The organism is Ancylobacter sp. GW821-FHT10E12, from assembly GCF_058809335.1.
In genome coordinates this window covers 253,087-278,288 of the sequence record NZ_JBXASN010000009.1, presented here as the reverse complement: position 1 = coordinate 278,288, position 25,202 = coordinate 253,087, and the positions used below count along the sequence as shown (strand labels likewise).

At 68.5% G+C, this 25,202-nt stretch carries 18 protein-coding genes; 7 read left to right on the top strand and 11 right to left on the bottom strand.

Annotated features, from left to right (window positions below; genetic code table 11):
- Positions 1 to 5,618, bottom strand: a 5,618-nt coding sequence (locus tag AC1RU4_RS14855; protein ID WP_492891860.1) for an apolipoprotein A-IV repeat region-like domain-containing protein, incomplete at its 3' end; no start/stop codon positions are given.
- Between the two features lie 498 nt (positions 5,619 to 6,116).
- Between AC1RU4_RS14855 and AC1RU4_RS14850 the strand changes: the two genes are divergently transcribed.
- Together AC1RU4_RS14850 and AC1RU4_RS14845 are read left to right on the top strand one after the other, a co-directional pair.
- Positions 6,117 to 6,437: a 2Fe-2S iron-sulfur cluster-binding protein gene (locus AC1RU4_RS14850; RefSeq protein ID WP_492891859.1), complete on the top strand. Its 321-nt coding sequence runs from the start codon at positions 6,117 to 6,119 to the stop codon at positions 6,435 to 6,437.
- A gap of 81 nt (positions 6,438 to 6,518) precedes the next feature.
- A complete protein-coding gene (locus AC1RU4_RS14845; RefSeq protein ID WP_492891858.1) occupies positions 6,519 to 7,697 on the top strand; it encodes a vWA domain-containing protein in 1,179 nt (392 codons plus the stop codon).
- A 320-nt stretch (positions 7,698 to 8,017) separates the two neighbouring features.
- Here the strand turns inward: AC1RU4_RS14845 and AC1RU4_RS14840 are convergent, their stop codons facing one another.
- The 3 genes from AC1RU4_RS14840 to AC1RU4_RS14830 are packed head-to-tail and all read right to left on the bottom strand — an operon-like array spanning position 8,018 to position 11,086.
- A complete protein-coding gene (locus tag AC1RU4_RS14840) occupies positions 8,018 to 9,103 on the bottom strand; it encodes a YcjF family protein (RefSeq protein WP_492891857.1) in 1,086 nt (361 codons plus the stop codon).
- A 2-nt stretch (positions 9,104 to 9,105) separates the two neighbouring features.
- A complete protein-coding gene (locus tag AC1RU4_RS14835; protein WP_492891856.1) occupies positions 9,106 to 10,569 on the bottom strand; it encodes a YcjX family GTP-binding protein in 1,464 nt (487 codons plus the stop codon).
- A 4-nt stretch (positions 10,570 to 10,573) separates the two neighbouring features.
- A complete protein-coding gene (locus AC1RU4_RS14830; RefSeq protein WP_492891855.1) occupies positions 10,574 to 11,086 on the bottom strand; it encodes a SixA phosphatase family protein in 513 nt (170 codons plus the stop codon).
- Positions 11,087 to 11,292: 206 nt separating this feature from the next.
- On the opposite strand from AC1RU4_RS14830, the gene AC1RU4_RS14825 reads away from it, so the two are divergent.
- Positions 11,293 to 12,162: a MipA/OmpV family protein gene (locus AC1RU4_RS14825; RefSeq protein ID WP_492891854.1), complete on the top strand. Its 870-nt coding sequence runs from the start codon at positions 11,293 to 11,295 to the stop codon at positions 12,160 to 12,162.
- Positions 12,163 to 12,258: 96 nt separating this feature from the next.
- Here the strand turns inward: AC1RU4_RS14825 and AC1RU4_RS14820 are convergent, their stop codons facing one another.
- A complete protein-coding gene (locus AC1RU4_RS14820) occupies positions 12,259 to 13,104 on the bottom strand; it encodes an AAA family ATPase (protein ID WP_492891853.1) in 846 nt (281 codons plus the stop codon).
- Between the two features lie 219 nt (positions 13,105 to 13,323).
- Between AC1RU4_RS14820 and dksA the strand changes: the two genes are divergently transcribed.
- Positions 13,324 to 13,740 carry an RNA polymerase-binding protein DksA gene (dksA, locus tag AC1RU4_RS14815; RefSeq protein ID WP_492891852.1) on the top strand — a complete coding sequence of 139 codons (417 nt, stop codon included), beginning with the start codon at positions 13,324 to 13,326 and terminating at the stop codon, positions 13,738 to 13,740.
- 64 nt (positions 13,741 to 13,804) lie between these two features.
- Here the strand turns inward: dksA and AC1RU4_RS14810 are convergent, their stop codons facing one another.
- Positions 13,805 to 14,743, bottom strand: a complete 939-nt coding sequence (locus tag AC1RU4_RS14810) for a hypothetical protein (protein ID WP_492891851.1) — start codon at positions 14,741 to 14,743, stop codon at positions 13,805 to 13,807.
- A gap of 267 nt (positions 14,744 to 15,010) precedes the next feature.
- Between AC1RU4_RS14810 and cckA the strand changes: the two genes are divergently transcribed.
- From cckA to AC1RU4_RS14795, 3 genes are read left to right on the top strand one after another with little or no spacing between them, the layout of a single operon-like run.
- The gene (gene cckA, locus AC1RU4_RS14805) at positions 15,011 to 17,515 is read left to right on the top strand and encodes a cell cycle histidine kinase CckA (RefSeq protein WP_492891871.1); all 2,505 of its coding nucleotides are present in this window, start codon (positions 15,011 to 15,013) and stop codon (positions 17,513 to 17,515) included.
- Between the two features lie 32 nt (positions 17,516 to 17,547).
- A complete protein-coding gene (gene pgi / locus AC1RU4_RS14800) occupies positions 17,548 to 19,194 on the top strand; it encodes a glucose-6-phosphate isomerase (protein WP_492891850.1) in 1,647 nt (548 codons plus the stop codon).
- An 18-nt stretch (positions 19,195 to 19,212) separates the two neighbouring features.
- Positions 19,213 to 20,841, top strand: coding sequence for an alpha-D-glucose phosphate-specific phosphoglucomutase (locus tag AC1RU4_RS14795; protein ID WP_492891849.1), 1,629 nt, complete (start codon positions 19,213 to 19,215; stop codon positions 20,839 to 20,841).
- Positions 20,842 to 20,920: 79 nt separating this feature from the next.
- On the opposite strand, the gene AC1RU4_RS14790 is transcribed toward AC1RU4_RS14795, so the two are convergent.
- The 5 genes from AC1RU4_RS14790 to AC1RU4_RS14770 all read right to left on the bottom strand — a co-directional run bounded on the left by AC1RU4_RS14790 (position 20,921) and on the right by AC1RU4_RS14770 (position 25,176).
- Positions 20,921 to 21,421, bottom strand: coding sequence for a MarR family winged helix-turn-helix transcriptional regulator (locus tag AC1RU4_RS14790; protein ID WP_492891848.1), 501 nt, complete (start codon positions 21,419 to 21,421; stop codon positions 20,921 to 20,923).
- A gap of 397 nt (positions 21,422 to 21,818) precedes the next feature.
- The gene (gene dps / locus AC1RU4_RS14785; RefSeq protein WP_492891847.1) at positions 21,819 to 22,307 is read right to left on the bottom strand and encodes a DNA starvation/stationary phase protection protein Dps; all 489 of its coding nucleotides are present in this window, start codon (positions 22,305 to 22,307) and stop codon (positions 21,819 to 21,821) included.
- Between the two features lie 128 nt (positions 22,308 to 22,435).
- The gene (gene speB / locus AC1RU4_RS14780) at positions 22,436 to 23,392 is read right to left on the bottom strand and encodes an agmatinase (RefSeq protein WP_492891846.1); all 957 of its coding nucleotides are present in this window, start codon (positions 23,390 to 23,392) and stop codon (positions 22,436 to 22,438) included.
- A gap of 9 nt (positions 23,393 to 23,401) precedes the next feature.
- Positions 23,402 to 24,367 carry an agmatinase gene (gene speB, locus AC1RU4_RS14775; protein WP_492891845.1) on the bottom strand — a complete coding sequence of 322 codons (966 nt, stop codon included), beginning with the start codon at positions 24,365 to 24,367 and terminating at the stop codon, positions 23,402 to 23,404.
- A 32-nt stretch (positions 24,368 to 24,399) separates the two neighbouring features.
- Positions 24,400 to 25,176, bottom strand: coding sequence for a creatininase (locus tag AC1RU4_RS14770; RefSeq protein ID WP_492891844.1), 777 nt, complete (start codon positions 25,174 to 25,176; stop codon positions 24,400 to 24,402).
- Positions 25,177 to 25,202: the final 26 nt, after the last annotated feature.

Here is a 25,202-nt window from a genome sequence, read left to right as displayed (position 1 = left end):
GGCTCCGGGCGCGGCTCGGCACGGGCCGGTGCGGCCGGACGCGGAGCTTCCGCACGGCGCGGCATCTCCGCTCGCGCGGGCTCGGTGCGGACCGGCTCCGCCGGCGCGCGCACCGGGGCGGCCGGGGCGGCCGCAGCAGCCTGCCGAGCGCGCGAGCCGGTGTCGATATCGAGCGCGCGGCCGTGGCGGGAGACGATGTCGTTGAGCTCGGCGAGCGCCTTGATCTGCTCGCTCACGGTGCGGCGGAGCGTGGCGGCGCTGGCCTCGGTCTCTTCCGGCAGTTCGAGAATGCCGCGCTTCAGCTCCTCGCGGGTGGTCTCCAGCACGCGCTGGATGTCGGCGGCGGAGGTCCGAAGCTCGGCGGCAGTGCCGGAGAAGCCCTCATTGGCTTTGGTCATCAGCGCGTTGACCTCGCCGACCGCCTGCTCATAGGTGCGGTTGAGCTCGGCCAGCGTGCGCTCGCGCTCGGCCTCGACCGACTGGCGCAGCTTCTCCTGCTGCTCCACGACGGCGCTGGTGGAGGTGCCGGCGCTTTCGACGATGCTGCGGGCAAGCTCGGCTGCCCGGCTCTCGGCGCGGGCGAAGGTGTCGTCCAGCGCGCGGGTGTATTCCGCCAGCGTGCCGTCGAGTTCGCCGGTGCGGGCCTTGAGCGCGTCGGCGAGGGAGATCAGGGCCTCGTGGCGGCCGCCGAGCGTCTCGTCGAGATTCTCATGCGCCGACCCGAGGGCGGTGGCGACCTCGGTGATGATGCCGGCCTGCTCGCTGAACTTCTGGCTGAGCCCGGCGACGTCCTGCAGCACGTCGGTGGAGACGGCGCGCAGGTCGCGGATCTGCTCGTCCATGCGGCCGGAGGCGAGGCGGCTCGCATCCTCGATGGTGGAGACGGTGGTGCGGAAGCTGTTGAGCCGCTCGGAGATCGAGCTTTCGATCTCCGCGAGGTTGGAGGTCGAGCCGGCTAGCACGTCCTGCAGCTGGACATTGACCTCGCCGAGACGAACCAGCAGGCCGGAGACGTCGCCCTTGAGCGCCTCGTTGGTGGCGGCGATCTCGGCGACCGCGGCGCGACCGCTCTCGGAAATCGCCTCGATGATGCCCGAACCGCGTCCATCGAGGGCGGCGGTGAATTCCTCGCTGAGCCGCGCCAGTTCGGAGGAGGCGAACTCGGCGGTCTGGCGGGCGGCGTCGACGATGGCGCCGCCGCGGCCGTCGAGCGTGTGGACCAGTTCCTCGCTGATGCGGGCGAGCTCGGAGGCGGTCGATTCGGCGGTCTGGCGGGCGGCATCGACGATGGCGCCGCCGCGGCCGTCGAGCGCCTGGACCAGCTCATCGCTGATGCGTGCGAGTTCGGCGGAGGTGGCTTGCGCGGTCTGGCGGGCGGCATCGACCAGGGCGTTGCCGCGGCCGTCGAGGGTGCCGGCCAGTTCCTCGCCGATGCGGGTGAGTTCGGAGGAGGCGAATTCGGCGCTCTGGCGGGCGGCCTCGACGATGGCGTTGCCGCGTCCGTCGAGGGTGCCAGCGAGTTCCTCGCCGAGACGGGCGAGTTCGGCGGCGGCGTAGTCGGTGGTCTGGCGGGCGGCGCCGACAATGGCCTCGCCACGTCCGTCGAGGGCGGCGACGAAGGATTCGCTGAGCCGGGCGAGCTCGCCGGCGGCGTAGTCGGTGGTCTGGCGGGCCGCGTCGACGATGGCTTCACCGCGCCCGTCGAGCGCGTGGACCAGTTCGTCGCTGAGGCGTGCGAGCTCGACTGCCGCAACCTCGGCGGTCTGGCGGGCGGCCTGGACCATGGCTTCGCCGCGTCCGTCGAGCGATTCCACGAAGGCGTCGCTGACGCGGGCGAGCTCGGCGGCCGCGACTTCGGCGGTTTGCCGGGCAGCGCCGACCATGACCTCGCCGCGCCCGTCGAGCGTGGCGACGAAGTCCTCGCTGACGCGAGCGAGTTCGGCGGCGGCGGCTTCGGCAGTGTGGCGGGCGGCGCCGACCATGGCCTCGCCGCGCCCGTCGAGGGACAGGGCGAAGTCCTCGCTGACGCGGGCAAGCTCGGCGGCGGCGAATTCGGCGGTCTGGCGGGCGGTGTCGACGATGGTGCCGCCACGATCGTCGAGCGCGCGGACGAATTCCTCGGTGAGGCGCACGAACTCGGCGGAGGTGACGTCGCTGGTCTGGCGCAGCACCTCGACCAGCTGGGCGCTGCGGCCGTCGAGATCGTTGACCAGGGTCGCGGAATTGCGGGCGATCTCCTCGGTGAGGTTGCCGCCGACCTGCTGGAGCGCGGCGACGACGTCCCCGCTCTGGCTCTGCAGGTTGGAGATGAGGTCGTCGCCCACCCGCGCCATGTCGCCGGCGGCGCCGGCGGTGGAGCGCTGGAAGGCATCGAGAATGCCGGCGGTGCGGGCCTCGACGGCGTTCAGCACGTCGTCGCTCATGCGCATGAGCTGCTCGGAGCGATCGCTGGTGGTCGCCTCGAAGGCGGAGACGATGACGTCCGACCGCGTTTCCAGCGTGTGCAGCAATTCCTCGCTGGCGCGCAGGATGTCTTCCACCGCGCCGGAGCGGGTGCGATCCAGCGCCTGGACGAGATTGTCGCGATGATCGTCGATGGAGGCCAGCAGATCGGTGGAGGCGCGGCCGATCTCGCTGGTGATGCCGACGCTGCGGTCTTCCAGCGCGGCGAGCAGGCCGTTGCCGCGCTCGTCGAGCAGGCGGCCGATCTCGTCGGTGCGGGCGTCGAACATGGTGGCGACGTCACCGGCGCGGTCGACCAGCGTGCGGCTGACATTGTCGATGAGCGCGGTGAGGTTCTGCTCGATATCGGTGGCTTCGCCGCGCAGCTGGCCGGCGACGGCGCCGATGCGCTGGCCCAGCAGGTCGGCCATGGCGGCACCGCGTACCTCGACGGAGGTGGCGACGCTTTCGATGCGGCCGACCACGGTTTCCTCGAAGCGGTTGACGCGGGTGTCGAGCGTCTGGGCGATCTCCTGCGCACGGGCGGCGAGGGTGCGGTCGGCCTGCTCGATGCGCTGGCTGAGCTCCTCGGTGACGGCGCCGGCGCGATCCTCGAAGAAGCCGTTGAGCACCGCCAGCGACTGGCTCATGGCGTCATTGGCCATGCGCGCGCCGTCGGTGAGGGTGCGGGCGGCCACGTCCATGCGCTCGGTGAGCGTCTCGGTCACTTCCTTGGCGTGGTCGGTGAAGAAGCCGTCCAGAACGTTCAGCGACTTGTCCATCGCCTCGGTGGCGAGCTTGGCGCCCTCGGTCATGGTTTTGGCGAATTCGACGGTGCGGCTCGACAGCGTGTCGTTGAGCCCTTCCATGCCGCGATCCAGCACGCCTTCGATATTGGCGAGGCGCAGGTCGAGCGAAGCGGTGACCTGCTCGGTCTTGGCGGTGACCTGGTCGTCGAAGCCCGCGAGGTTCACGTCCATCGCGCGGGCGATGATCTCCACCCGCTCGGTGATGCGCTCGACGATGTCCGAGCCGTGGGTCTGCAGCACGGTGTCGAAATCGCGCAGGCCGTCGGTGATCTGGCGGCCGAGCAGGGCGGTGTCGGAGCCGATGCGGTCGGCCAGCTCGTTGCCGCGCACCGAGATGGTCTCCTCGATCGCCTTGATGCGGGAGGTGAGCAATTCGCGCACCGCGTCGCTGCGGGCGACGAGCGAGGCGGAGAGTCCTTCGGCGGTCTCGCGGAACTGGTCGTTGGCGCGCTGGCCGCGCTGGGCGATGGTCTGGGCGACCTCGGCGCCGACGGCGGCCAGCTGGTCGCCGACCGCATTGCCGCGCTGGGCGAGATCCTGGCCGAGCTGCTCGGCGGATTCGGCGAAGGCATCGTGCACGCCGGCGCTGGCGAGCGTGATCTGGTGGACCACGCGCTCGCCGGTCTCGCCGAGCAGGCGCTCGAGATCGCCGCCGCGCACCGCGATGGTGTCGTAGATGCGGTTGCTGGTATCGGCGATGCGGTCGGCGAGGTCGTCGCCGCGCACGGTGATGGTATCGGCGACGCGCGAGCCGGTCTCTTCCAGCTTGCGCACCACCTCGCCGCCGCGCATCGACAGGTCGAGAACCAGCGAGTCACCGGTGCTCTTGAGGGTCTGGTTGACCTCGCTGGCGCGGATCGCGATCTCGTCGGCGAGGCGGGTGCCGGTGCCGACCAGGGCGTCGGTGATGTCGTTGGAGCGGGCGGTCAGCGTCTCGGTGAGATTGAGCGTGGTGGCGGTGAGCTTGGCGCCCATCTCGTCGGTGCGGCTGGTCACGACGTCGGCGAGCTCGCCGGCGGTGCGCATCAGGCGGTCGCCGATTTCGTCGGTGCGGCTCGCCAGCGTGGAGGCGAGATCGGCGGTGACGTTCGACAGGCGGTTGGTGATCTCTTCGGTCTGGCCGGTGAGGGTGGAGATGAGCGCGTCGCTGGCGCCGGACAGGTTGGTGTTGACGTCGGCGCCGGTGGCCTGGAGGCGGTCGATGAGGTCGCCGCCCTTGTCGGACAGCGCGTCGATGATGGTGTCGCCCACGCGGCCGAGGGCGAGGGTGATGTGCTCGCCCTTCTCCGACAGCGTCGTGGTGACCCGGTCGGCGGCATCGGTGACGGTGGTGTGGATGCGCTCGCTGACCCCGTCCACCTCGTGGGTGAACGAGAAATGCGCCGAGGCTATCGCCTCGCGGATGTGCTCGGCGTGCGAGAGAATCACCTCGCGCTCGGACTGCAGGCGCTCGATGAGCTGGCGCATGCGCGCCTCGTTGTCGTCATAGGCGCGTTCGAGCTCGGCGACTTCGGCGCGGACCAGCGTCTGGATCTCGCCGGCGCGGCTGATGCTGCGCTCGATGCCGTCGTCGACGATGGCGGCGGCCTCGCTGCGCGGGGCCGGAGCGGCGGCGGCGATGTTCTCCTTCGGGGCGGCGGCGGGTTCGGCGAGGCGCACGGCGACCTGCGCCATGGAATAGGCGACGATGCGCATTTCCTGCATGCGGCGCGCCATGGCGGCCATCATGAAGAAGAAGGCGGGCGGCACGATGAGGCCGGCGGCCACGGCGAGCGCCGCCGGCGAGGTCAGCATGCCCGACAGGCTGAGGCCGGCGGTGCCGAGCTGGGTGGCGGCAAGCCCGCCGCCCGCCGCGAGCCACGCGGCCGATGCGCCGGCGGCGACATAATAGGGGGTCGGCGAGGGACGGCGCTGCAGCGCTGCCAGCAGCTGGCCGATGGTCTGGCGATCGTCATTGGCGGCACGCGGGCCGGCGGCGGCCGGCGCGGATTCCGGGCGGGAGGCCGCAGGCGCGGCGGAGGGCGCGTCGGCGAATTCCGGGCGCGGGATGCCGAGGATCGGCGGCGGGCCGAGGCGGCTTGCCACCGGCTCGTCTTCCTGGTCCTGCAAGTCGGCCAGCGGGCTGTCGAACTCCCCGAGCTCGATATCGTGAGTGATCGAGCCGTCGGTATCGAAATCGAGATTTTCCTCGAAATCGTCACGCGAGCGCACCTCGATCCGCGGGCCGTCGGGCTCGCGGGCGGGGGGCAGGTCTTGGCTGTCCTCGGTGGAGGTGCGCGCGGCCGGTGCCTCCTCGATCCGTTCGCTGCCGGACCATTCGGCAGGTGCGTTCGCGTCAGCGGCGTTCGCCCGATCAGCGTGTGCCACCTCGTCCTCGTTGCCGAGGTCAAGGCTCAGGGCCTCTTCAATTGCCGAAAGCGCTGCTTCGGCAGGATCCTGATGCACTTTCTTCGTGCTCGTCGACATAGGCTGTCGCCTCCGGTCCTTACGCAACTCCGAACGGCGGTCGCCGTCGTGCCGGGGTATGCGGCTCTCCGACGGTCCAATTAGGGCGTTCCTGGCGCAATACACGCGCCGGGCCGGCTCAAATGCCGGAAAACGCCTTGCCGGATCGTCGGTTCACCGCACTCGTATCCTACGCTTGTGCCCGATAAAAATGGAACTGGGGTTAATCGCCTGATTGAGGTTATCGTTAACGGCCTGTTTACCATGCCTGGTAACGCTTTGTTTTCAAAGCGCAGCGGCCGACGCACCGTCGCGGCGCGGCGGGGTCTTCTGCGTCCTTCGGCGTCTGGCGTTCGCCGTCAGGCAGGTCTATCTAGTCATCTCACCCTGAATTTGTTCTTTTTCCATCGAACCTCAGCCATGCCGAAAATCACCTATATCGACGCTGCCGGCACCGAGCGGGCGGTGGATGCACCTGTCGGCTCCACGGTGATGGAGGCGGCGATCCGCAACGGCGTGCCGGGCATCGATGCCGAATGCGGCGGCGCCTGCGCCTGCGCAACCTGCCATGTCTATGTCGACGAGGCCTGGGCCGCGACCGTCGGCGAGCCGGGGCCGATGGAGGAGGACATGCTCGACTTCGCCTCCGACGTGCAGCCGAACTCGCGCCTGTCCTGCCAGATCAAGATCACTGCGGCGCTGGACGGGCTCATCGTGCGCACGCCGGCACATCAGGGCTGAGGCGATGATCTCGGGCGCTTCCGCCTGATGGCCGGTGCCCGCTAAGATCGGGCCGACCATGCAGCCAAGCGGGCCGACCCGATGTTCATCGACTTCTTCCACCAGCTGAGGGTCGCCGGGGTGCCGGTGAGCCTGCGCGAATATCTGATGCTGATGGAAGCGATGGAGCGCGACCTGGCCGGGCGCCGCGTCGAGGACTTCTATCATCTCGCCCGCGCGGCGCTGGTGAAGGACGAGCGGCATCTCGACCGCTTCGACCGGGTGTTCGCCCATGCCTTCCGCGGGCTCGAGCTGATGAGCGAGGCGGTCGAGGCGGCGGACATTCCCGCCGAATGGCTGAAGAAGCTGACCGAGCGCCATCTCTCCGAGGAAGACAGGCGGGCGATCGAGGCGCTCGGTGGCTGGGACGCGTTGATGGAGACGCTGCGCCGGCGGCTCGAGGAGCAGAAGGGCCGGCACGAGGGCGGATCGAAATGGATCGGCACCGCCGGCACCTCACCGTTCGGCGCCTACGGCTACAACCCGGAAGGCGTGCGGATCGGGCAGGAGGGCAATCGCCACAACAGGGCGGTGAAGGTGTGGGACCAGCGTGCCTTTCGCGACCTCGACGACCGGGCCGAGCTCGGCTCGCGCACCATCAAGGTGGCGCTGCGCCGCCTGCGCCGCTTCGGCCGCACCGGGGCGGCGGACGAGCTCGATCTCGACGGCACCATCCGCTCCACCGCGCAGGCCGGCTATCTCGACGTGAAGCTGCGGCCGGAGCGGCGCAACGCGGTGAAGGTGCTGCTGTTCCTCGACGTCGGCGGCTCCATGGACTGGCATATCCGCCAGTGCGAGGAACTGTTCTCCGCCGCCCGCGACGCCTTCAAGCATCTCGAGCACTTCTATTTCCACAACTGCCTCTATGAGCGGGTGTGGAAGGACAATTCCCGCCGCTGGAACGACTGGACGGCGACGGTCGAGGTGCTGCGCACCTACCCGCCGGACTGGAAGCTGATCTTCGTCGGCGATGCGGCGATGAGCCCCTATGAGATCAGCCATCCCGGCGGCTCGGTCGAGCATATGAACGAGGAGCCGGGAGCGGTTTGGCTGAAGCGCGTCACCGAGGCCTTCCCGCACGCGGTGTGGCTGAATCCGCTGCCGCGCCGTGACTGGGACGACATGCTGTCGGTGCAGATGATCCGCCAGGCCATGGATGGGCGGATGTTTCCGCTGACGCTGGAAGGCCTCGACGCGGCGATGCGGGGCCTGTCGCGCTAGGGCACCGCACGCGCGTTGAAGCGATGTCCTGGATCTCTGTAAAGGAGATATGAATCAATGTATTGCAGAGGAATGTGCAGATATTGATTCAGTCTTCTCGCAAGATGATCCGACCCGCGTGTCCGGCGAGGATTCTGCCGCCTCATGTTTTGATTCAGAGATGCGGCGCCGAGCACGCCAAGCACCTGTCTCAACGCGGCGGGTGAAGACATGGATTCAGAAAATGACGATATGATTTTGATTTATATGGTTAATTTTTGATTCAAAAAGTAAGCTTGATGACGTGCCGCCGGATTGATTCAGCGTCCTGACATCTCGATTCAGGGAGCCGGCGTTCCACCTTGCCCAACCGGCGTTTTTTCCTCTTCCTTCGGGTTCCGGGTGATGAGGCCGGACGCGACGTCGGAGATGGCCGGGGCCGGCAGGGCGGCGAAGGGCAGCGGCCGCGTCACCTCGATGGCGGCGAGGCCGAGGCGGGCGGTGAGCAGGCCGTTGACCACGCCCTCGCCGAGCCGGGCGGAGAGCTTGGCGGCGATCCCGTGGCCGACCAATTGCTGGATGATGGAATCGCCGGCCGCCATGCCGCCGGTGACGGCGAGATGGGCGACCACCTGCCGGAACAGCCGGATCATGCCGAGCGCGCCGGGGCGCCCGCCATAGAGAAGAGCAAGCCGGCGCACGAGGCCGATGGCGGTGACCAGCACGAAGATCAGGTCGACCGCCGCGCGCGGCGAGACGGCGGTGACGACGGAAACCCGCTTGGCGGCGTCCGACACCAGCCGCGTCGCCTCGGCATCGAGCGGCGCCATCAGGTGGCGCTCGGCGAGGCGCACGAGATCGGCACCGTCGATGATGGCGTCGAGATGGCTCGCCAGTTCGGTGCGGGCGCGAAACAGCCGAGGAGACGCCTTGGCCAGCGTCATGAGTTCGCCTGTCACCTGCTCGGCCAGCTTGCGGTCGTCCTTGGCGATGGCCTCCGCCGCCTGCTCGCGCAGCGCGTTGAGGGTGCGCAGGCGCATCAGGCCGAACAATTCGCGCCCGAGGATGGCGAGGGCGCCGACGACGAAAAGTGCCGTGAAGGCGAGCCCGGCATAGCCGAGCCAGTCGGCGCGGGCGAACAGGTCCTCGATCAGCCTGGAGACCGCCAGCCCAAGCCCGAGCGAGACGAGGCCGCCGAGGCCAGACCAGAACAGCGCGCCCCAGCGCGAGGTGCGCGGCGGCGGCACGGGCAGCGGCGGCGTTTCCTCCGGCTCCGGCGCCATGGCGCTCGGGGTGACGACGATGGCGCCGCGCGGGGCGGGGCGGCCGTCCTCGGCCAGCACGACGTCGGGATCGTCCAGACGGAAGGCCTGGGGGCGGCGTGTCGTGTCGGTCCGGGTGGTGTCGGTCCGGGTCTTGTCGGTCATGATCACCTCAGCCGGTCGCCGAGCAGGAAGTCGAGGGCACGGTCGAGCCTGATATGGGGCAGGGCGAGGGCGCGTCCCTCGGCGTTGCGCGTCACCAGCGGCGGCCGGAAGCGCAGGAAGCGGAAATCGCCGCCTTCCGCATCCGACAGTCCGCGAAAGCCCAGCTTCGGGTCGAACAGCGCGGCAGGGTTGTCCGGCAGGTCGCCGGGGAAGACGGCGGCTTCGGCGAGGCCGTCGAAATCGTCGGCGCCGTGCTGCCCTGCCTCCGGCACGCCGATGATGGCGGGCAGGGTGGCGCGGCCGCGCTTCACGCTCGCCTCGCGGGTGGCGCGCACGGCAGCGAGCGCCACCACGTCGATCTCGGCACCGGTGCCTTCGGCGCGAGCCAGGGCCCGCTCCACCAGCCGGCGCAGGATCGCCTCCAGCCGGTCGTGGCTGCCATGATGCAGATGGTCGGCCTTGGTGGCGGCGAACAGCACCTTGTCGATGCGATGGCTGAACAGCGAGGCCAGCCACGAACTCCGTCCGATGCGGAAGGCGGCGAGGATGCCGTCCAGCGCGGCCTCCAGGTCGGCAAGGGCCGCCGGGCCGGCATTCAGCGCCGCGAGCACGTCGATCAGCACGATCTGCCGGTCCAGACGGGCGAAATGATCGCGGAAGAACGGGCGTACCACGCGCTCCTTATAGGCCTCGAAGCGCCGCTCCATCATGGCCTGCAGCGAGCCGGAGGCCGCATCGGTGCCGGCGGAGATATCGATGGGGGCGAAGGTGAGGGCGGGCGAGCCTTCGAGGTCGCCCGGCATCAGGAAGCGGCCGGGCGGCAGCAGGCTCATCGACACCGCCTCGGCGCGGCAGGCGGCGAGGTAATCGGTGAACAGCGCCGCCAGCCGGCGTGCCTCGGTCTCGTCGGCGGGCGCATCCGGCTCGATCTGCGCCAGCGCGGCGAGGAAGGGAGCGGCCAGCGCGGCACGGGCGGGCGCGCGGGCGAGATTGAGGCTCTGCCCGGCGAAATCGGCATAGGACTGGCCGAGCAAAGGCAGGTCGAGCAGCCATTCGCCGGGATAGTCGACGATGTCGAGGGTGAGGCTGCGCCGCCCGCCGCGGGCCGGCGCGTAGTCGATGACGAGGCGCAACTCGCTGATGCGGCGGGTCGATTCCGGCCAGCGCCGCTCGTCGACCAGCGTGGCGAGGTGGCCCTCGTAGTCGAAGCGCGGCACCGCGTCGTCCGGCTGCGGCTCCAGCGTGGCGCGGGCGATGCGGCCCTCGTTCATCGCCCTGAAGACCGGCATGCGTTCGCCGCGCATCAGCGCGTGGATGAGGGCGGTGGTGAACACCGTCTTGCCGGCGCGCGACAGGCCGGTAATGCCGAGCCGCAAGGTGGGATTGGCGAGATCCTCGGCGCGGTCGAGCAAGGTGAGGGCGGCGAGCCGCGCCTCCTCGACCAGCGATTCGTACCAGGAGGCCAAGGGCTCAGTCCTCCCGCAGGCCGAGGCTGCGCGGCGAGACGAAGCGCTCCAGCGTGCCGGTGCCGGGGCTGGCATCGCTCCAGCGCTCGGAGGGAAGCTCGATGACCGCCAGCGCGGCGGTCGGGAACTTGCCGGGCAGCTTGTCGCGCTCGGCCGGCGCCAGAAGCAGCGCGGCCAGCGTCTCGGTTCCCGGATTATGTCCAACCAGCATCAGTGGCGAGGCCGCGCCGCGCCGGCGGACCAGATCGAGCAGTTCGCCGGGCGCGGCTTCGTAGATCGCTTCCTCATAGATGGTCGCCGGCGGGGAGACCCACGATTCGGAGGCGGCCGCCCAGGTTTCCAGCGTGCGGCGGGCCGGCGAGACCAGCACCTGTTCCGGGGTCAGGCCCGAGCGGACCATGTAGTCGCCCATGGCGGGCGCCGCCCTGCGCCCGCGGGGAGCGAGCGGCCGCTCGCGGTCGGGCACGCCGGCGGGCCAATCGGACTTGGCATGGCGGAACAGCATCAGGCGGAGCATGGGCGGGAGCCTCGCACAAGGGAAGGGAACGCACGGCCCGGTCTATATAGGTGCGGTCCGACCGATTGCCCCGCCAATGCGGCGCCAAATCGTCAGGGGCGGGAGCGGACTATGGCAATCGACTTTTGTTAAGTGACTTTTCGGCAACCAAAGTTCGGCTAGGCTGGTCTATGACAGGAATGAAACGCGGGCATAGGGTTGGGTACATGCGGTCGATCGGTATTGCGGGACTGGTGGTTGTGGCGGGGATTCTCGGCTCCGCGACGGTTTCACACGCGGCCGACCCGGCGGCGGTCGTCCCCGTGGGCATCCCGCCTGTGGCGGGAGAGCCGGTTGATCGCCAATGGACGGTGACCGTCGGCGGCTACGCCATGGCCCAGCCGGATTACGCTGGTTCCGATGACTATGAATTCGCGTTTCGTCCGCTGTTCTCGATCTCCCGCGCCGACCATCTCAGCCGCTTCCGCAGCTTCAACGACAGCGCCAGCATCGCTCTTATCGATACCGGCTATTTCGAGACCGGTATCGCCGGCCAGATCAACTGGAAGCGCGACGCGGGCGATTCGCCCGACCTTCGTGGCCTCAACGATGTCGACTACGCCTACCAGATCGGCGGTTACGCCCAGTGGTACCCGGTCGACTGGCTGCGCCTGCGCACCGAGCTTCGCTATGGCTTCGGCGGTTTTGACGGCGTCGTGGCGGACTTTGCTGTCGATGCCATCCATTTCACCGACTTCTGGGGCGGCATGGCGCTTTCCGCGGGTCCGCGCATGACCCTGGCGAGCTCCGGCTATACCGATGCCTATTTCGGCGTCACGCAGGAAGAATCCGACGCGGCCATCTCCCTCGGCAACAACCTGACCCCGTATGAGGCCGGTGGCGGCATCTATTCGGTCGGTTTCGGCGGCCAGGTCATGAAGCGCTTCACGCCGAACATTCTCGGGTCGGTATTTGGCGAGTACAAATATCTGATGGGCGATGCCGCCGACAGCCCGCTGGTGGTCCAGAACGGCGACCGCAACCAGTTCCAGGCGGGCGTCTCGCTCTCCTATACCTTCTTCCTCGGCTTCGAGTGAGGCGGGTGAGCCCACGGCTCCTGCGACCGATCACCCCCCGACCGATCAAACCCCACCGGGCTGCCGCCCGGTGGGGTTTTCATTTGCGGGGAGCGCCTATCGCGCCTCCCGCCGCGCCATGAAGGCGAGCCGCTCGAGCAGGTGCACGTCCTGCTCGTTCTTGATCAGCGCGCCGGCGAGCGGCGGCACCAGACGGCGCGGGTCGCGCTCGCGCAGCGTCTCGGGCTCGATATCCTCGTTCATCAGCAGCTTCAGCCAGTCCAGCAGTTCCGAGGTCGAGGGCTTCTTCTTCAGCCCCGGTACCTCGCGCAGCTCGTAGAACAGCCGCATCGCCTCGGCCACCAGCCGGCTTTTGATGCCGGGGAAATGCACCTCGACGATCGCATGCATGGTTTCCGCATCCGGGAAGCGGATGAAGTGGAAGAAGCAGCGGCGCAGGAAGGCGTCGGGCAGCTCCTTCTCGTTGTTCGAGGTGATGAGGATGACCGGCCGCCGGGCGGCGCGCACCGTCTCGCCGGTCTCGTAGACATGGAATTCCATGCGGTCGAGCTCTTGCAGCAGGTCATTGGGGAACTCGATGTCGGCCTTGTCGATCTCGTCGATCAGCAGCACCGGCCGCACCGGGGCGGTGAACGCCTCCCACAATTTGCCGCGCCTGATGTAGTTGGCGATGTCGCTGACGCGCGGGTCGCCGAGCTGGCCGTCGCGCAGCCGCGAGACCGCGTCATATTCATAGAGACCCTGGGCGGCGCGGGTGGTGGACTTGACGTGCCACTCGATCAGCGGGGCACCGAGCGCCGAGGCCACCTCGGCGGCCAGCACCGTCTTGCCGGTTCCCGGCTCGCCCTTGATGAGCAGCGGACGCTCCAGCGCGATGGCGGCGTTTACCGCGACCTTGAGGTCGCCGGTGGCGACATAGGCGGAGGTTCCTTCGAATCGCATGCCTCATCCCTCGCAAACGCATGGCCAGCCTAAGCGCGGGTTCGCGCCGGACCAAGTGCGACACCGAGCGGCGCCTGCCCGCAATTTCCGCGCAAGCTGCTGAAAAATCCGCCATTTCATGTCATGTGGATGACGTTCAGGACGGTTGTACGGCGACATTGGGGAGGCTATAAGCTGCGCCCGAGAGGGGCATACCCCGTAACACGAGGACGAAGGCCGATGTCGGTTGTAATCGACGAGGAGTATCGCCCCCGCGAGGACGAGCCTTTCATGAACGAGCGGCAGCGGGAATATTTCCGCCACAAGCTGCTTCAGTGGAAGGACGACATCCTGCGCGAGGCGAAGGAAACCCTTCAGCATCTTCAGGACGAGAACCAGAATCACCCGGACATCGCCGACCGCGCATCTTCCGAAACCGACCGCGCCATCGAGCTCAGGGCCCGCGACCGTCAGCGCAAGCTGATCGCCAAGATCGAATCGGCGATCGAACGCATCGACGACGGCAGCTACGGCTATTGCGAGGAGACCGGCGAGCCGATCTCGCTCAAGCGTCTCGAAGCCCGGCCGATCGCCACCCTGTCGATCGAGGCGCAGGAGCGCCACGAACGCCGTGAGCGCGTCTATCGCGACGACTGAGCGACGTCGGAGCCGAAAACCGTGAAAAGGGCGGTCCGCCATGCCGGCGGGCCGCCCTTTCGCGTTATGGCCGGCGGTTGCGCCCCAGCAGGCTCGCCATCTCATTCTCGAAATCGGCGTCGACGACGCTCGGCCTCTGGGCCGGCTGAACGGCCGGCGCTTCGCCGCGCGGTGCCTCGACGGCCGGCTCGGCCGGGCCGAGCGTCGGCGCGGCGCGCGGGGGCGCTTCCGGCGTTGCCGGCCGCCGCAGGGTCGCTTCAAGCTGGTCGACCATGCCGGCAAAATGCGGGTCGAGCTTCACCGCGACGCGGCCGTTGCCCGGCGTCAGCAGCGTCTCGTCGACGACGGGTTCGGCCGGCGGCGCTGCGCGGGCGGGGGACGGTTCTGCCGGAACGTCCAGGCGGGGTTCGGGGCGCGGCGGCTCGACATCGGTGATCTGCGCCTCGGCAGCATCGAACACGGGCACGGTCGGGACCGGCGCGGGTGCGGCGACGGGCGCGGGTGCGGCGGGCTTCGGGACTGTCGGGGCCAAGGCGGTCGCGGCGGCCACCGGTTTGGGCGGTGTCGGCGGGATGATGGCGGGCTTTGGCGCGACCGTCGCGGGGGCGGCCGGCGCCTTGATGGGCGGCTTCTCCTCGCGGATCGCGGGGCTCGGCTGGCGAGCGGGTGCCACCGGCTCGACGGCCGGGGCGGAGGCGGCCGGTGCGGCCTGCCGGGCAGCAGGCGCGCGACCGATGCCGGATTCCACCAGGAAATCGCTGCCGCCACCGAGAATGACCAGATGCTGGACATCGTCGCGCTGGATCAGCACCAGCCGGCGCGTGTCGTCGATCGGCACCTGGTCGAGCACCGCCAGCCGATGGCCGGCGGCTCCGAGGCCGTGGCGCCGCCGCCGGCGGCTGAGCCGGATCACCAGCATCACGAGAATCAGCAGGCCGAGCCCGATGGCGGCGAGCGTGCCGGCCGGCGTCAGGCCGCCATTGGCGAAGAGCGTATCGATCATAGGCTTGTCTCCCTGGTGCCGCACGGATCCGCCGGGACGGCATGCGCGGGGCATCGCTGGCCTCTTTTTGGAGCGGAACCGGCCCTGCGGCAACCCTGCGGCCGCTCGCCCGGCCCGCGACATGCCGGGTGCTGGGGGCAAACGCCGCCGCGCGCCAAATCCGCCCTTGCCCCTGCGGGCGGGCTCGGGCACCAAAGGGAATCACTAACCCGTCTTCCGATGCACCGCTTCGCAGCGGGCGGATGCAGGAAGGCTTCTGGCGTGGACATGGCGGATAGCGGACCCGACGATCCCTCCCTCGACCGTCCGGAAATCGGCGGCAGCATCCGGCTGGTGCTGGCGGTGGCGCTGGCGCTGGTCGGTGCGGTGGTCTCGCTGCTGCTGCTCGGCCGCGAGAACGCCGATCCCTGGATCGTCGGCCTGCTCAGCATGCTCTCGGTGGTCGGCGTGTTCGCGCTCTTCGCCTATGCCGCCGGGCTGCTGCGCTTCGGCGTTCCCGATCCCGCCGACGAACTCGCCCGGCGCATCGTCGACGGCGCGCCCGAGGGCACGAGCATCGTCGACGCCCTCGGCCGGGTGCTGCATGCCAATGCGAGCTATCGCGCCATTACCGGCGCCGCCTCGATGGAGGAGGTCCGCCCGGTCGAGCGGCTGTTCACCGCCGATCCCGACGCCTCCGAGGCGGTCTATCGGCTGGCGCAGGGCGTGCGCGAGGGCCGCGCGGTCTCCGAGGAGGTGCGCATTGCCGGGCTGCCCGGCGCGCCGGTGCGCTGGCTGAAGCTCGGCGCCCGCCCGGCCCCCGGACGCGCGGTGATCTGGACGGTGAGCGACCTCACTCGCGAGCGCGAGCGGCAGGAGACCGCCTTTCTCGAGCTGCAGCACGCCATCGACTATCTCGACCATGCGCCGGCCGGGTTCTTCTCGGCGGCGGGCGGCGCCATCCACTATATCAACGCCACGCTGGTCGACTGGCTGGGCTACGATCTCGCCGAATTCGGGCCGGGCGGGCTGACCGTCGCCGATATCGTGCCCGGCCCCTCCGCCGCGCTGCTGACGGGCATGACGCCGATGCCCGGCGGGGTGCGCACCGAGGTGTTCGACCTCGACCTCAAGCGCAAGAACGGCCAGCGCCTGCCGGTGCGCCTGTGGCACCGGGTGTCCTTTTCCGCCGACGGCACGCCGGGGGCCTCGCGCACCCTCGTCGTCAACCGCTCGCGCGCCGATAACGAGGCGGATCCGCTGCGCGCGGCCGAGGTGCGCTTCGCCCGCTTCTTCAACAATTCGCCGATCGCCATCGCCACCATCGACCGCGACGGCCAGATCGTGCGGGCCAACGCGATGTTCGCCCGCCAGTTCGGCAGCGCCGATGCCGGCCAGACCCGCCGCCTCGCCGACGTCGCCGCCGAGGCCTCGCATCCGGCGCTGTCGGCGGCGCTGGCGATGGTGCTCACCGGCCACGCGCCGCCCGGCCCGGTCGATGTCGGCTTCCAGCGCGAGGGCGCCCGTTCGGCCCGCTTCTATCTGGCGCCGGTCGAGGACGGCGGCGAGGAGGCGGAAGCCGCCATCGTCTACGCCATCGAGACCACCGAGCAGCGCACGCTGGAGGCGCAGTTCGCGCAGAGCCAGAAGATGCAGGCGGTCGGCCAGCTCGCCGGCGGCGTCGCCCACGACTTCAACAATGTGCTGACCGCCATCATCGGCTATTCCGACCTGCTGCTCGCCAATAGCCGGCCGACCGACCCGTCCTTCCAGGACGTGATGCAGATCAAGCAGAACGCCAATCGCGCCGCCGGCCTGGTGCGGCAGCTGCTCGCCTTCTCCCGCCGGCAGACGCTGCGCCCGCAGGTGCTGAACCTCGGCGACGTGATGAGCGACCTGTCGATGCTGCTGCGCCGCCTGCTCGGCGAGCGGGTGAAGCTGGAAGTGAAGGAAGGGCGCGGCCTGTGGCCCGTCAAGGCCGACATCAACCAGTTCGAGCAGGTGATCGTCAATCTGGCGGTGAACGCCCGCGACGCCATGCCGGATGGCGGCACGCTGACCATCCGCACCGCCAATGTGACGGCGGCGGAGACGGCGCCTTATACCAAGGCCGGCCTTCCGGCCGCCGACCATGTGCTGGTGGAGGTGACCGACACCGGCACCGGCATTCCCGCCGACATCGTCGACAAGATCTTCGAGCCGTTCTTCTCGACCAAGGAGGTCGGCAAGGGCACCGGCCTCGGCCTGTCGACGGTCTACGGCATCGTCAAGCAGACCGGCGGCACCATCGAGGTCGACAGCGCCCCCGGTCGTGGCACCGTGTTCCGCGTTTTCCTGCCGCGCCACGTGCCGGACGCGGCCGACGTGCCGGTCAAGGCCGCCGAGCCGGAAGCGCCGGCCAGGTCCGCCGACCTCACCGGGCGCGGCACGCTGCTGCTGGTCGAGGACGAGGAAGCCGTGCGCGCCTTTGCCGCCCGCGCCCTGGTCTCGCGCGGCTATCAGGTGCTGGAGGCGGGCTCGGGCGTCGAGGCGCTGGAGGTGATGGAGGAGCACGGCAAGGCGGTGCAACTCGTGCTGTCCGACGTCGTCATGCCGGAGATGGATGGGCCGACGCTGTTGAAAGAGCTGAGCCGCACCTATCCCGACATAAAAGTGATCTTCATGTCGGGCTATGCCGAAGAGGCCTTTGCCAAGAACCTGCCCGAGGGCGCCGATTTCGGTTTTCTGCCGAAGCCCTTTACGCTGAAGCAATTGATTGAAGCGGTGAAAGACAGCCTCGCGGCGAAATCGTAGGCTGTCTTGGATTGCCAGAGCCGGAGATATTTATGAGCGTAGAAGTCGATCGGATATTCAAGACGCTTGCCGACCGCCAAACCCAGGAAGCCAGCACAACCCTCGCCAGCCTTTTCGCCGCCGATCCCGATCGTTTCTCGCGCTTTTCCGCGCGTCTCGACGATCTCCTGCTCGACTATTCCAAGACGGCGCTCACCGACGCGACCCGCGCGCTGCTCTTCGACCTTGCCCGCGCCACCGGCGTGGAGGCCAAGCGCGACGCGATGCTCGCCGGCGATCGCATCAACATCACCGAGAACCGCGCCGTGCTGCACACCGCGCTGCGCCGCCGGCCGGGTACGCCGGTGACGGTCGACGGGCGCGACGTGATGGCGGACGTCGAGGCGGTGCTCACCGCCATGGGCGCCTTCGCCGAAGGGGTGCGGGCCGGTACGGTGAACGGGGCCGGCGGCGAGCGCTTCACCGATGTGGTCAATATCGGCATTGGCGGCTCCGATCTCGGGCCGGCCATGGCGACGCTGGCGCTGGCGCCCTATCACGACGGGCCGCGGCTGCATTTCGTCTCCAATGTCGACGGCGCGCATCTCTACGACACGCTGAAATCGCTCGATCCGGCGACCACGCTGTTCATCGTCGCCTCCAAGACCTTCACCACGCAGGAGACCATGGCCAATGCCCGCTCGGCGCGCGCCTGGCTGGTCGGGGCCCTGGGCGAGGCGGCGGTCGGCGCGCATTTCGCGGCGGTGTCGACCGCGCTCGACAAGGTGGCGGCCTTCGGCATAGCGCCGGACCGGATCTTCGGGTTCTGGGACTGGGTCGGGGGACGCTATTCCATCTGGTCAGCGGTGGGCCTGCCGCTGATGATCGCCATCGGCGCCGAAGGGTTCCGGCTCTTCCTCGACGGCGCGGCCGACATGGACGCGCATTTCGCCAGCGCCCCGCTGGAATCCAATCTGCCGGTATTGCTGGCGCTGATCGGCATCTGGCACCGCGATATAAGCGGCTACGCCACCCGCGCGGTCATCCCCTATGACCAGCATCTCGCCCGACTGCCGGCCTATCTCCAGCAGCTCGACATGGAGAGCAACGGCAAGCGCGTCACCCGCGAGGGCACGCCGGTCGCCCATGCCACCGGGCCGGTGGTGTGGGGCGAGCCGGGCACCAATGGCCAGCACGCCTTCTTCCAGCTCATCCACCAGGGCACGGATCCGGTCCCGGTGGAATTCCTGGTGGCCGCGCGCGGCCATGAGCCGGGGCTCGAACGTCATCACACGATGCTGATGGCCAATTGCCTTGCCCAGTCCGAGGCGCTGATGCGCGGGCGCACGGTGGAGGAGGCGCGCGACCAGCTGCTCGCCAAGGGCGTCGCGCCGGAGGAGGCCGCGCGGCTGGCGCCGCACCGGGTGTTCCCCGGCAGCCGGCCGTCGGTGACGCTGGCCTATGGCATCCTCGATCCCTATGCGCTCGGCCGCATCGTCGCGCTCTACGAGCACCGCGTCTTCGTCGAAGGCGCGATCTGGGACATCAACAGCTTCGATCAATGGGGCGTCGAGCTCGGCAAGGAACTGGCCGACACGCTGCTGCCGGCAGTGGAGAGCGGCATTGCGTCGCCCTCGCTGAGCGGGTCCTCGGCCGGACTCTTGCAGCATCTCACCGCACATGGCGTTTCTGCGAAATAGCGTTGTTTTGGGGGTAAAATGATCCGCATCGTCGCGACCGCGCCCTTCGATGGGCAGAAGCCGGGAACATCCGGCCTGCGCAAGAAGGTGCCGGTGTTCCAGCAGCCGAACTATGTCGAGAATTTCGTCCAGTCGGTCTTCGACAGCCTGGAGGGTTACGAGGGCGAGACGCTGGTCGTCGGTGGCGACGGGCGATTCTACAATCGCGAGGCGATCCAGAAGGTCATCAAGATGGCCGCGGCCGCCGGCTTCGGCCGGGTGCTGGTCGGCAAGGGCGGCATCCTTTCCACCCCCGCCGCCTCCTGCGTGATCCGCAAGCACGAAGGCTTCGGCGGCATCATCCTCTCGGCCAGCCACAATCCCGGCGGGCCGCACGGCGATTTCGGCATCAAGTACAATATCGGCAATGGCGGACCGGCGCCCGAGCGCATCACCGACGCGATATTCGAGCGCACCAGGACCATCACCGAATACAAGATCTCCGATGCCGACGACGTCGATCTCGACGTGCCCGGCATCACCCGCATCGAGGACATGGTGGTCGATGTGATCGACCCGGTGGAGGATTATGCGGAGCTGATGGCCTCGCTGTTCGATTTCGGCGCCATTCGCGACCTGTTCGCCGGCGGCTTCGCCATGCGCTTCGACGCGATGAGCGCGGTGACCGGCCCCTATGCCAAGGCGATCCTCGAGGGCGAGCTCGGCGCACCGGAAGGCACGGTGATCAATTTCGAGCCGCTGCCGGATTTCGGCGGCCACCACCCGGACCCGAACCTCGTCCACGCCAAGGACCTGTTCGACCTGCTCATGTCGGACGATGCGCCCGATCTCGGCGCGGCCTCGGACGGCGACGGCGACCGCAACCTGATCATCGGCCGCGGGCAGTTCGTCACCCCGTCGGACTCGCTGGCCATGATCGCCGCCAACGCGCATCTGGCGCCGGGCTACAAGGCGGGGATCGCCGGCATCGCCCGCTCGATGCCGACCAGCGGCGCGTCCGACCGGGTCGCCGAGAAGCTCGGCATCAAGAGCTACGAGACGCCGACCGGCTGGAAGTTCTTCGGCAACCTGCTGGATGCCGGCCTCGCCACCGTCTGCGGTGAGGAGAGCGCCGGCACCGGCTCCAGCCATGTGCGCGAGAAGGATGGTCTGTGGGCGGTGCTCATGTGGCTGAACATCCTCGCCGCCCGCAAGCAGGGCGTCGCCGAGATCGTGAAGGAGCACTGGGCGACCTATGGCCGCAACTACTATACGCGCCACGATTACGAGGAGGTCGACAGCGCCGCCGCCGACGGGCTGATGGCCGATCTGCGCGGCCGGCTGGCCTCGCTCGCCGGCACCGCGGTCGAGGGGCTCGTCGTGGAGAGGGCGGACGACTTCGCCTATCACGACCCGGTTGACGGCTCGGTGACGACGAAGCAGGGCGTGCGGGTGTTCTTCACCGACGGCTCGCGCATCGTCTACCGCCTGTCGGGCACCGGCACCGCAGGGGCGACGCTGCGCGTCTATATCGAGCGCTTCGAGCCGGAGGCGAGCCGACACGAACTGGAGACGCAGGCGGCGCTGGCCGACCTGATCGCGATCTCGCGGAGCCTGCCCGATATTGCCGGCCGCACCGGGCGCGGCGCGCCAGACGTGATCACGTGATCGCGTTGCGATGCTCGGACAAGGAAAAGGGCGCCTGGAGGCGCCCTTTTTTTAAGGATGGCGGGAAGCGGACGGCGGCTCAGGCGCCCTCGCCATAGCGCAGCGAGCCGGTCCACAGCATTTCAAGCCGGCGCAACACGTTATAGGCGGTGGAGAGCTCACGGGCATCGGTCTCGTCGCGCACCGTCTGGCGATGCACGGTATCGTGCATGGCGCGGATGCTCTCGCACAGGGCGACGGCCTTCGGCGTCAGGCGCAGCCGCGCCGAGCGGCGGTCGCGCTGCGAGGCCGTGCGGTTCACGTAACCTGCGTCCACCAGCTGCTTGAGATTGTAGGAGGCATTGGAGCCGAGATAGTGCCCGCGCTCGAGGAGGTCACGCACCGACAATTCGTCCGAGCCGATGGTGAACAGCAGCATCACCTGGGACGGGCTGATGTCGTCGGTCGAGAGCCGGGTCAGCTCCATGCGCAACAGGTCGAGGAAGCGGCGATGTGCGCGCTCGATCAACCGCGCGATTTCCAGATGGGTGATAACCAACTCGCCGGAACTATCCGCCGAGGCGGACGTATCCGATGGCATGAGGCCGCGATCATAGTCGCTTTCCGGTGCTCTGCCGGACGAAGCCGCGTTGCCTGCCATGAACGACCATCCCCCTCTTCCCTACGCAATACAAACTGCACGTCGGCACATCCGCCATGCGCGGTACCGATTCTTCAGCGGTTGGATCCTAAATGCTTAACCGAAAAAGACAAACATGTAGCTGCGCGCGAAAATAGCTGGGGGGACGGGGAATTCAACCCAAGCAGTGGTATCCAGGAACCTCATTGTTTCTTAAGGTCTAGTTTGGGCTCGAAGATCGACTGCGACCGGTTCAAGAAACGCCGATCTTCGCCGCGACCTTGTCGATAGCGATTGCCTGCGGGGAGGCCGGCCGATTCGGTGGAAGACGGGTCAGCCGGCCAGCCGCGCGAGGATGTCAGCGGGCTTCCTGCAGATGGGCCTCGAGGAACCACAGCGCCTTGTCGAGGTCGCGCGAGGCGGCGGTGAAAATGTCGGCGGTGCCTGCGTCGCCCGCCTCGTCGGCCTCGTCGATCGATTTCCGCACGGTGTTCGCCACCTTGGCGAAGCGCTCGACCAGCGCTTCCAGGTGGTCCTTCACCTTGTAGATGTCGAGCGGATAGGCCTCCAGCGAGGTCGCCTTCGCCACGATTTGCGTGGTGCCGAGCGCGGTGCCGCCGAGCTGGACCACCCGCTCGGCCATGGTGTCGACATGGGTGTCGAGCTGGGTGCGAAAGCCGTCGAGCATCTCGTGCACGGCGATGAATTGCGGCCCCTTCAGGTTCCAGTGCGCCTGCTTGGTGGCAAGGGCGAGGTCGATGGCGGTCGCGACATTGCCGTTGAGCAGGTCGATGGCCACCTTCTTGGCGTTGGAGGGAAGATCGTTGCTGGTGCTGTGCGGACGCATGTCGGTCTCTCTCTGTCGTCACCTTCCCGGGTGATGCATTATGGCACCCGTGGGCGGCTTCGAAACCCCGCCGGGCGTGGATGGCGGGAAAATCGGGCGACGGCGGCCGGGTTCAGGCGGATCTTCGCTCAGAGCCCGCGGTTGTGCAGGATGCGGCCGATGAAGTTCAGCAGCACCTGCGCGGCGAGGATGGCGGTGATGCCGCCGGCATCATATTCGCGAGCCACCTCGACGAGGTCGACGCCGACCACCGTGCCGCGCCTGGTGAGTCCGTCCAGCAGTTCCAGCACCTCGTAATAGGCGAAGCCGCCATGGCTCGGCGTGCCGGTGCCCGGCGCGATCGAGGGATCGAAGCCGTCAATGTCGATGGTGACGTAGTAGCGCTTGCCGGCGGGGATGCGCGCCAGCACCGCCTCGGTGCCGAGCTTGCGGATCTGGCGGACGCTGAGGATGTCGCTGCCCATGGAGCGCGCCGCCTCGTAGCCCTCGCGGGCGGTGGAGGAGACATTGCGGATGCCGAGCTGGGTCAGCCCGGTGACATAGGACTTCTCCGCCGCCCGCCGCAGCGGATTGCCGTGGCCGAATCGCACGCCGTGCCGCTCGTCGACGAAATCGAGATGGGCATCGAACTGGACGATGTGGATCGGCTCCTGCTCGGAAAAGGCGTTGACGCAGGGGATGTTGATCGAATGGTCGCCGCCGAGCACGACCGGCAGGGCGCCCGCCTTCAGGATGGTGCGCACGCCGGCCTCGATATTGGCATGGCTCTGCAGCGTGTCGGTGTGGACGATGTCGGCATCGCCGATATCGACGATGCGGGTGTTCTCCGCCGCCAGATAGGTGACGTCGTCCTCGTGGTCATAGGCGCCGGCATGGCCGAAGGAGAACAGCGTCGAGGCCTCGCGAATGGCGCGCGGCCCGGTGCGGGTGCCGGTGCGCCATTGCGTGCCGAGATCGAAGGGCGCGCCGAGCACGGCGACATCGGCGTCGATCTTGTCCCAGTCGAGCTGGAGCGGATATTTGCCGAAGGTGCAGATGCCGACGAAGGGCAGGTCGAGCCGGCCGCCTTCATAACCGTGAGCCATTGTCTTTCCTCACTTCGCCGGTGATTTGGTGCTGGCATCGACGACGCCGGCCAGCACGCAGAGCAGTTCGAACATGATGGTGGCGCCGGTGAGCGCGGTCAGGCCCGACGGATCGAGCGGCGGGGATACCTCGACGACATCGGCGCCGATCAGGTTCAGCCCTTCGAGCTTGCGCACCAGAAGCTGCGCCTCGCGGGTGGTGAAGCCGCCGATCTCCGGCGTGCCGGTGCCCGGCGCCATGGACGGGTCGATGCAGTCGATGTCGAATGTCACATAGGTCGGCAGGTCGCCGACGATGGCGCGCGCCTCCGCCATCACGTCGGCGATGCCGCGCTCGGTGGCCTCCTCGATGAAGATCATGCGGATGCCGCAGGCCTTGGCGAAATCATAGTTCGAGGCGTCGGAGATCGCGCCGCGCAGGCCGATCTGCACGAAGCGCTTCGGGTCGATCAGCCCTTCCTCGATGGCGCGGCGGAACGGCGTACCGTGATTGTAGCGGCTGCCGTTGAAGAACTCGTCATAGGTATCGGAATGGGCGTCGAACTGGATCAGCCCGACCGGCCCGTCGGCGGCGAGGCCGCGCAGGATCGGCAGCGAGACCAGATGATCGCCGCCGGCGGTCAGCGGCAGCGTGCCCGCGGCCTTCACCCCGGCATAATGCGCCGAGATGAGGTCGAGCGTGCGCATCAGGTCCATCGGGTCGATCGGCACGTCGCCGCAATCGGCGATGCGGGCGCGGTCATACGGCGACAGGCCGGAGACGTGGTGCACGCGGCGCATCAGGCTCGACTGGTTGCGGATCTCGCGCGGCCCGTGACGCGTGCCGACCCGGTTGGTGGCGCCGCCGTCATAGGGAATGCCGAGCAGGGCGATATCGACCTCGGCCGGCGAGGCCAGCGGCAGCCGCATGAAGGTGGGAATGCCGGCATAGCGGGGAACCGCACCGGAATCGACGGGCTCGAAATGGGTCGTCATGGGTATCCTGCTCGGGTAGAGGCGGCGGAGGCTCAGAGGCTGAATTCTTTGCGGATGGCGGCACTCATCAGCGCCACATGATCGTCCATCAGCCAACCGCCCTTTTCGGCGGAGGAGCCATGGGCGACCGCGAGCACGCCCGAGGGCGGGAGGCCGAAATCGGCCGGCACCGGGAAGCAGTCATAGGTCGGGAACCTGGCCGGGCCGTCGGAAGGCACCTTGTCCATCTCGACGAGTTCCGGCCGCAGCAGCAGCATGAGCGAGGTTTCCAGCAGGCTGGCATGTTCCAGCTCGGTGCCGGGAAAGCCGTCGGGGAACAGCTTGTCCAGCGTGGCGCGCTTGACGAAATCCCAATATTCCAGCCGCATCACCTGCATGTCGGCGATGCCGTCGCGGCGCAGCTCGCGCAGGCCGAGATCGAGCCCCTCGACCGAGGGCCAGGCGTTCTCGAAATGGCCGTTCACCACCACCAGCCGGCGCACGCCGTGATGGCCGAGGCCGCGGATGACGTCGCGCACCACCAGCGAGAAGGTGTTGGCGTCGAGGCTGAGCGTGCCGGGGAAGGCCTCGCCGCCACCGGAGCGCGGCATCGACTTGTAGCCATAGGGAATGGTCGGGGCCACGAGGCCGCCGACCTGCCGGGCGACGCGCTCGCATACGCCGGTGGGCAGCACGACGTCGACATTGAGCGGCAGGTGCGGACCATGCTGCTCGGTGGTGCCGAGCGGCAGGAACACCGGCACGTTGGCCGCCACTTTCCGGGCGAATTCCGGCCAGCTGAGTTCGGAGAGATAGACGCTGTCGACCATGTTTTCCCCCAAGAGCGCCTTCAAGC

What these genes read in the sequence shown, in the direction of transcription:
- AC1RU4_RS14850 (WP_492891859.1), top strand. Translation starts at nt 6,117, where the DNA reads ATGCCGAAAATCACCTATATCGACGCTGCCGGCACCGAGCGGGCGGTG.
- AC1RU4_RS14845 (WP_492891858.1), top strand. Translation starts at nt 6,519, where the DNA reads ATGTTCATCGACTTCTTCCACCAGCTGAGGGTCGCCGGGGTGCCGGTG.
- AC1RU4_RS14840 (WP_492891857.1), bottom strand. Translation starts at nt 9,103, where the DNA reads ATGACCGACAAGACCCGGACCGACACCACCCGGACCGACACGACACGC.
- AC1RU4_RS14830 (WP_492891855.1), bottom strand. Translation starts at nt 11,086, where the DNA reads ATGCTCCGCCTGATGCTGTTCCGCCATGCCAAGTCCGATTGGCCCGCC.
- AC1RU4_RS14825 (WP_492891854.1), top strand. Translation starts at nt 11,293, where the DNA reads ATGCGGTCGATCGGTATTGCGGGACTGGTGGTTGTGGCGGGGATTCTC.
- AC1RU4_RS14820 (WP_492891853.1), bottom strand. Translation starts at nt 13,104, where the DNA reads ATGCGATTCGAAGGAACCTCCGCCTATGTCGCCACCGGCGACCTCAAG.
- dksA (WP_492891852.1), top strand. Translation starts at nt 13,324, where the DNA reads ATGTCGGTTGTAATCGACGAGGAGTATCGCCCCCGCGAGGACGAGCCT.
- AC1RU4_RS14810 (WP_492891851.1), bottom strand. Translation starts at nt 14,743, where the DNA reads ATGATCGATACGCTCTTCGCCAATGGCGGCCTGACGCCGGCCGGCACG.
- cckA (WP_492891871.1), top strand. Translation starts at nt 15,011, where the DNA reads ATGGCGGATAGCGGACCCGACGATCCCTCCCTCGACCGTCCGGAAATC.
- pgi (WP_492891850.1), top strand. Translation starts at nt 17,548, where the DNA reads ATGAGCGTAGAAGTCGATCGGATATTCAAGACGCTTGCCGACCGCCAA.
- AC1RU4_RS14795 (WP_492891849.1), top strand. Translation starts at nt 19,213, where the DNA reads ATGATCCGCATCGTCGCGACCGCGCCCTTCGATGGGCAGAAGCCGGGA.
- AC1RU4_RS14790 (WP_492891848.1), bottom strand. Translation starts at nt 21,421, where the DNA reads ATGCCATCGGATACGTCCGCCTCGGCGGATAGTTCCGGCGAGTTGGTT.
- dps (WP_492891847.1), bottom strand. Translation starts at nt 22,307, where the DNA reads ATGCGTCCGCACAGCACCAGCAACGATCTTCCCTCCAACGCCAAGAAG.
- speB (WP_492891846.1), bottom strand. Translation starts at nt 23,392, where the DNA reads ATGGCTCACGGTTATGAAGGCGGCCGGCTCGACCTGCCCTTCGTCGGC.
- speB (WP_492891845.1), bottom strand. Translation starts at nt 24,367, where the DNA reads ATGACGACCCATTTCGAGCCCGTCGATTCCGGTGCGGTTCCCCGCTAT.
- AC1RU4_RS14770 (WP_492891844.1), bottom strand. Translation starts at nt 25,176, where the DNA reads ATGGTCGACAGCGTCTATCTCTCCGAACTCAGCTGGCCGGAATTCGCC.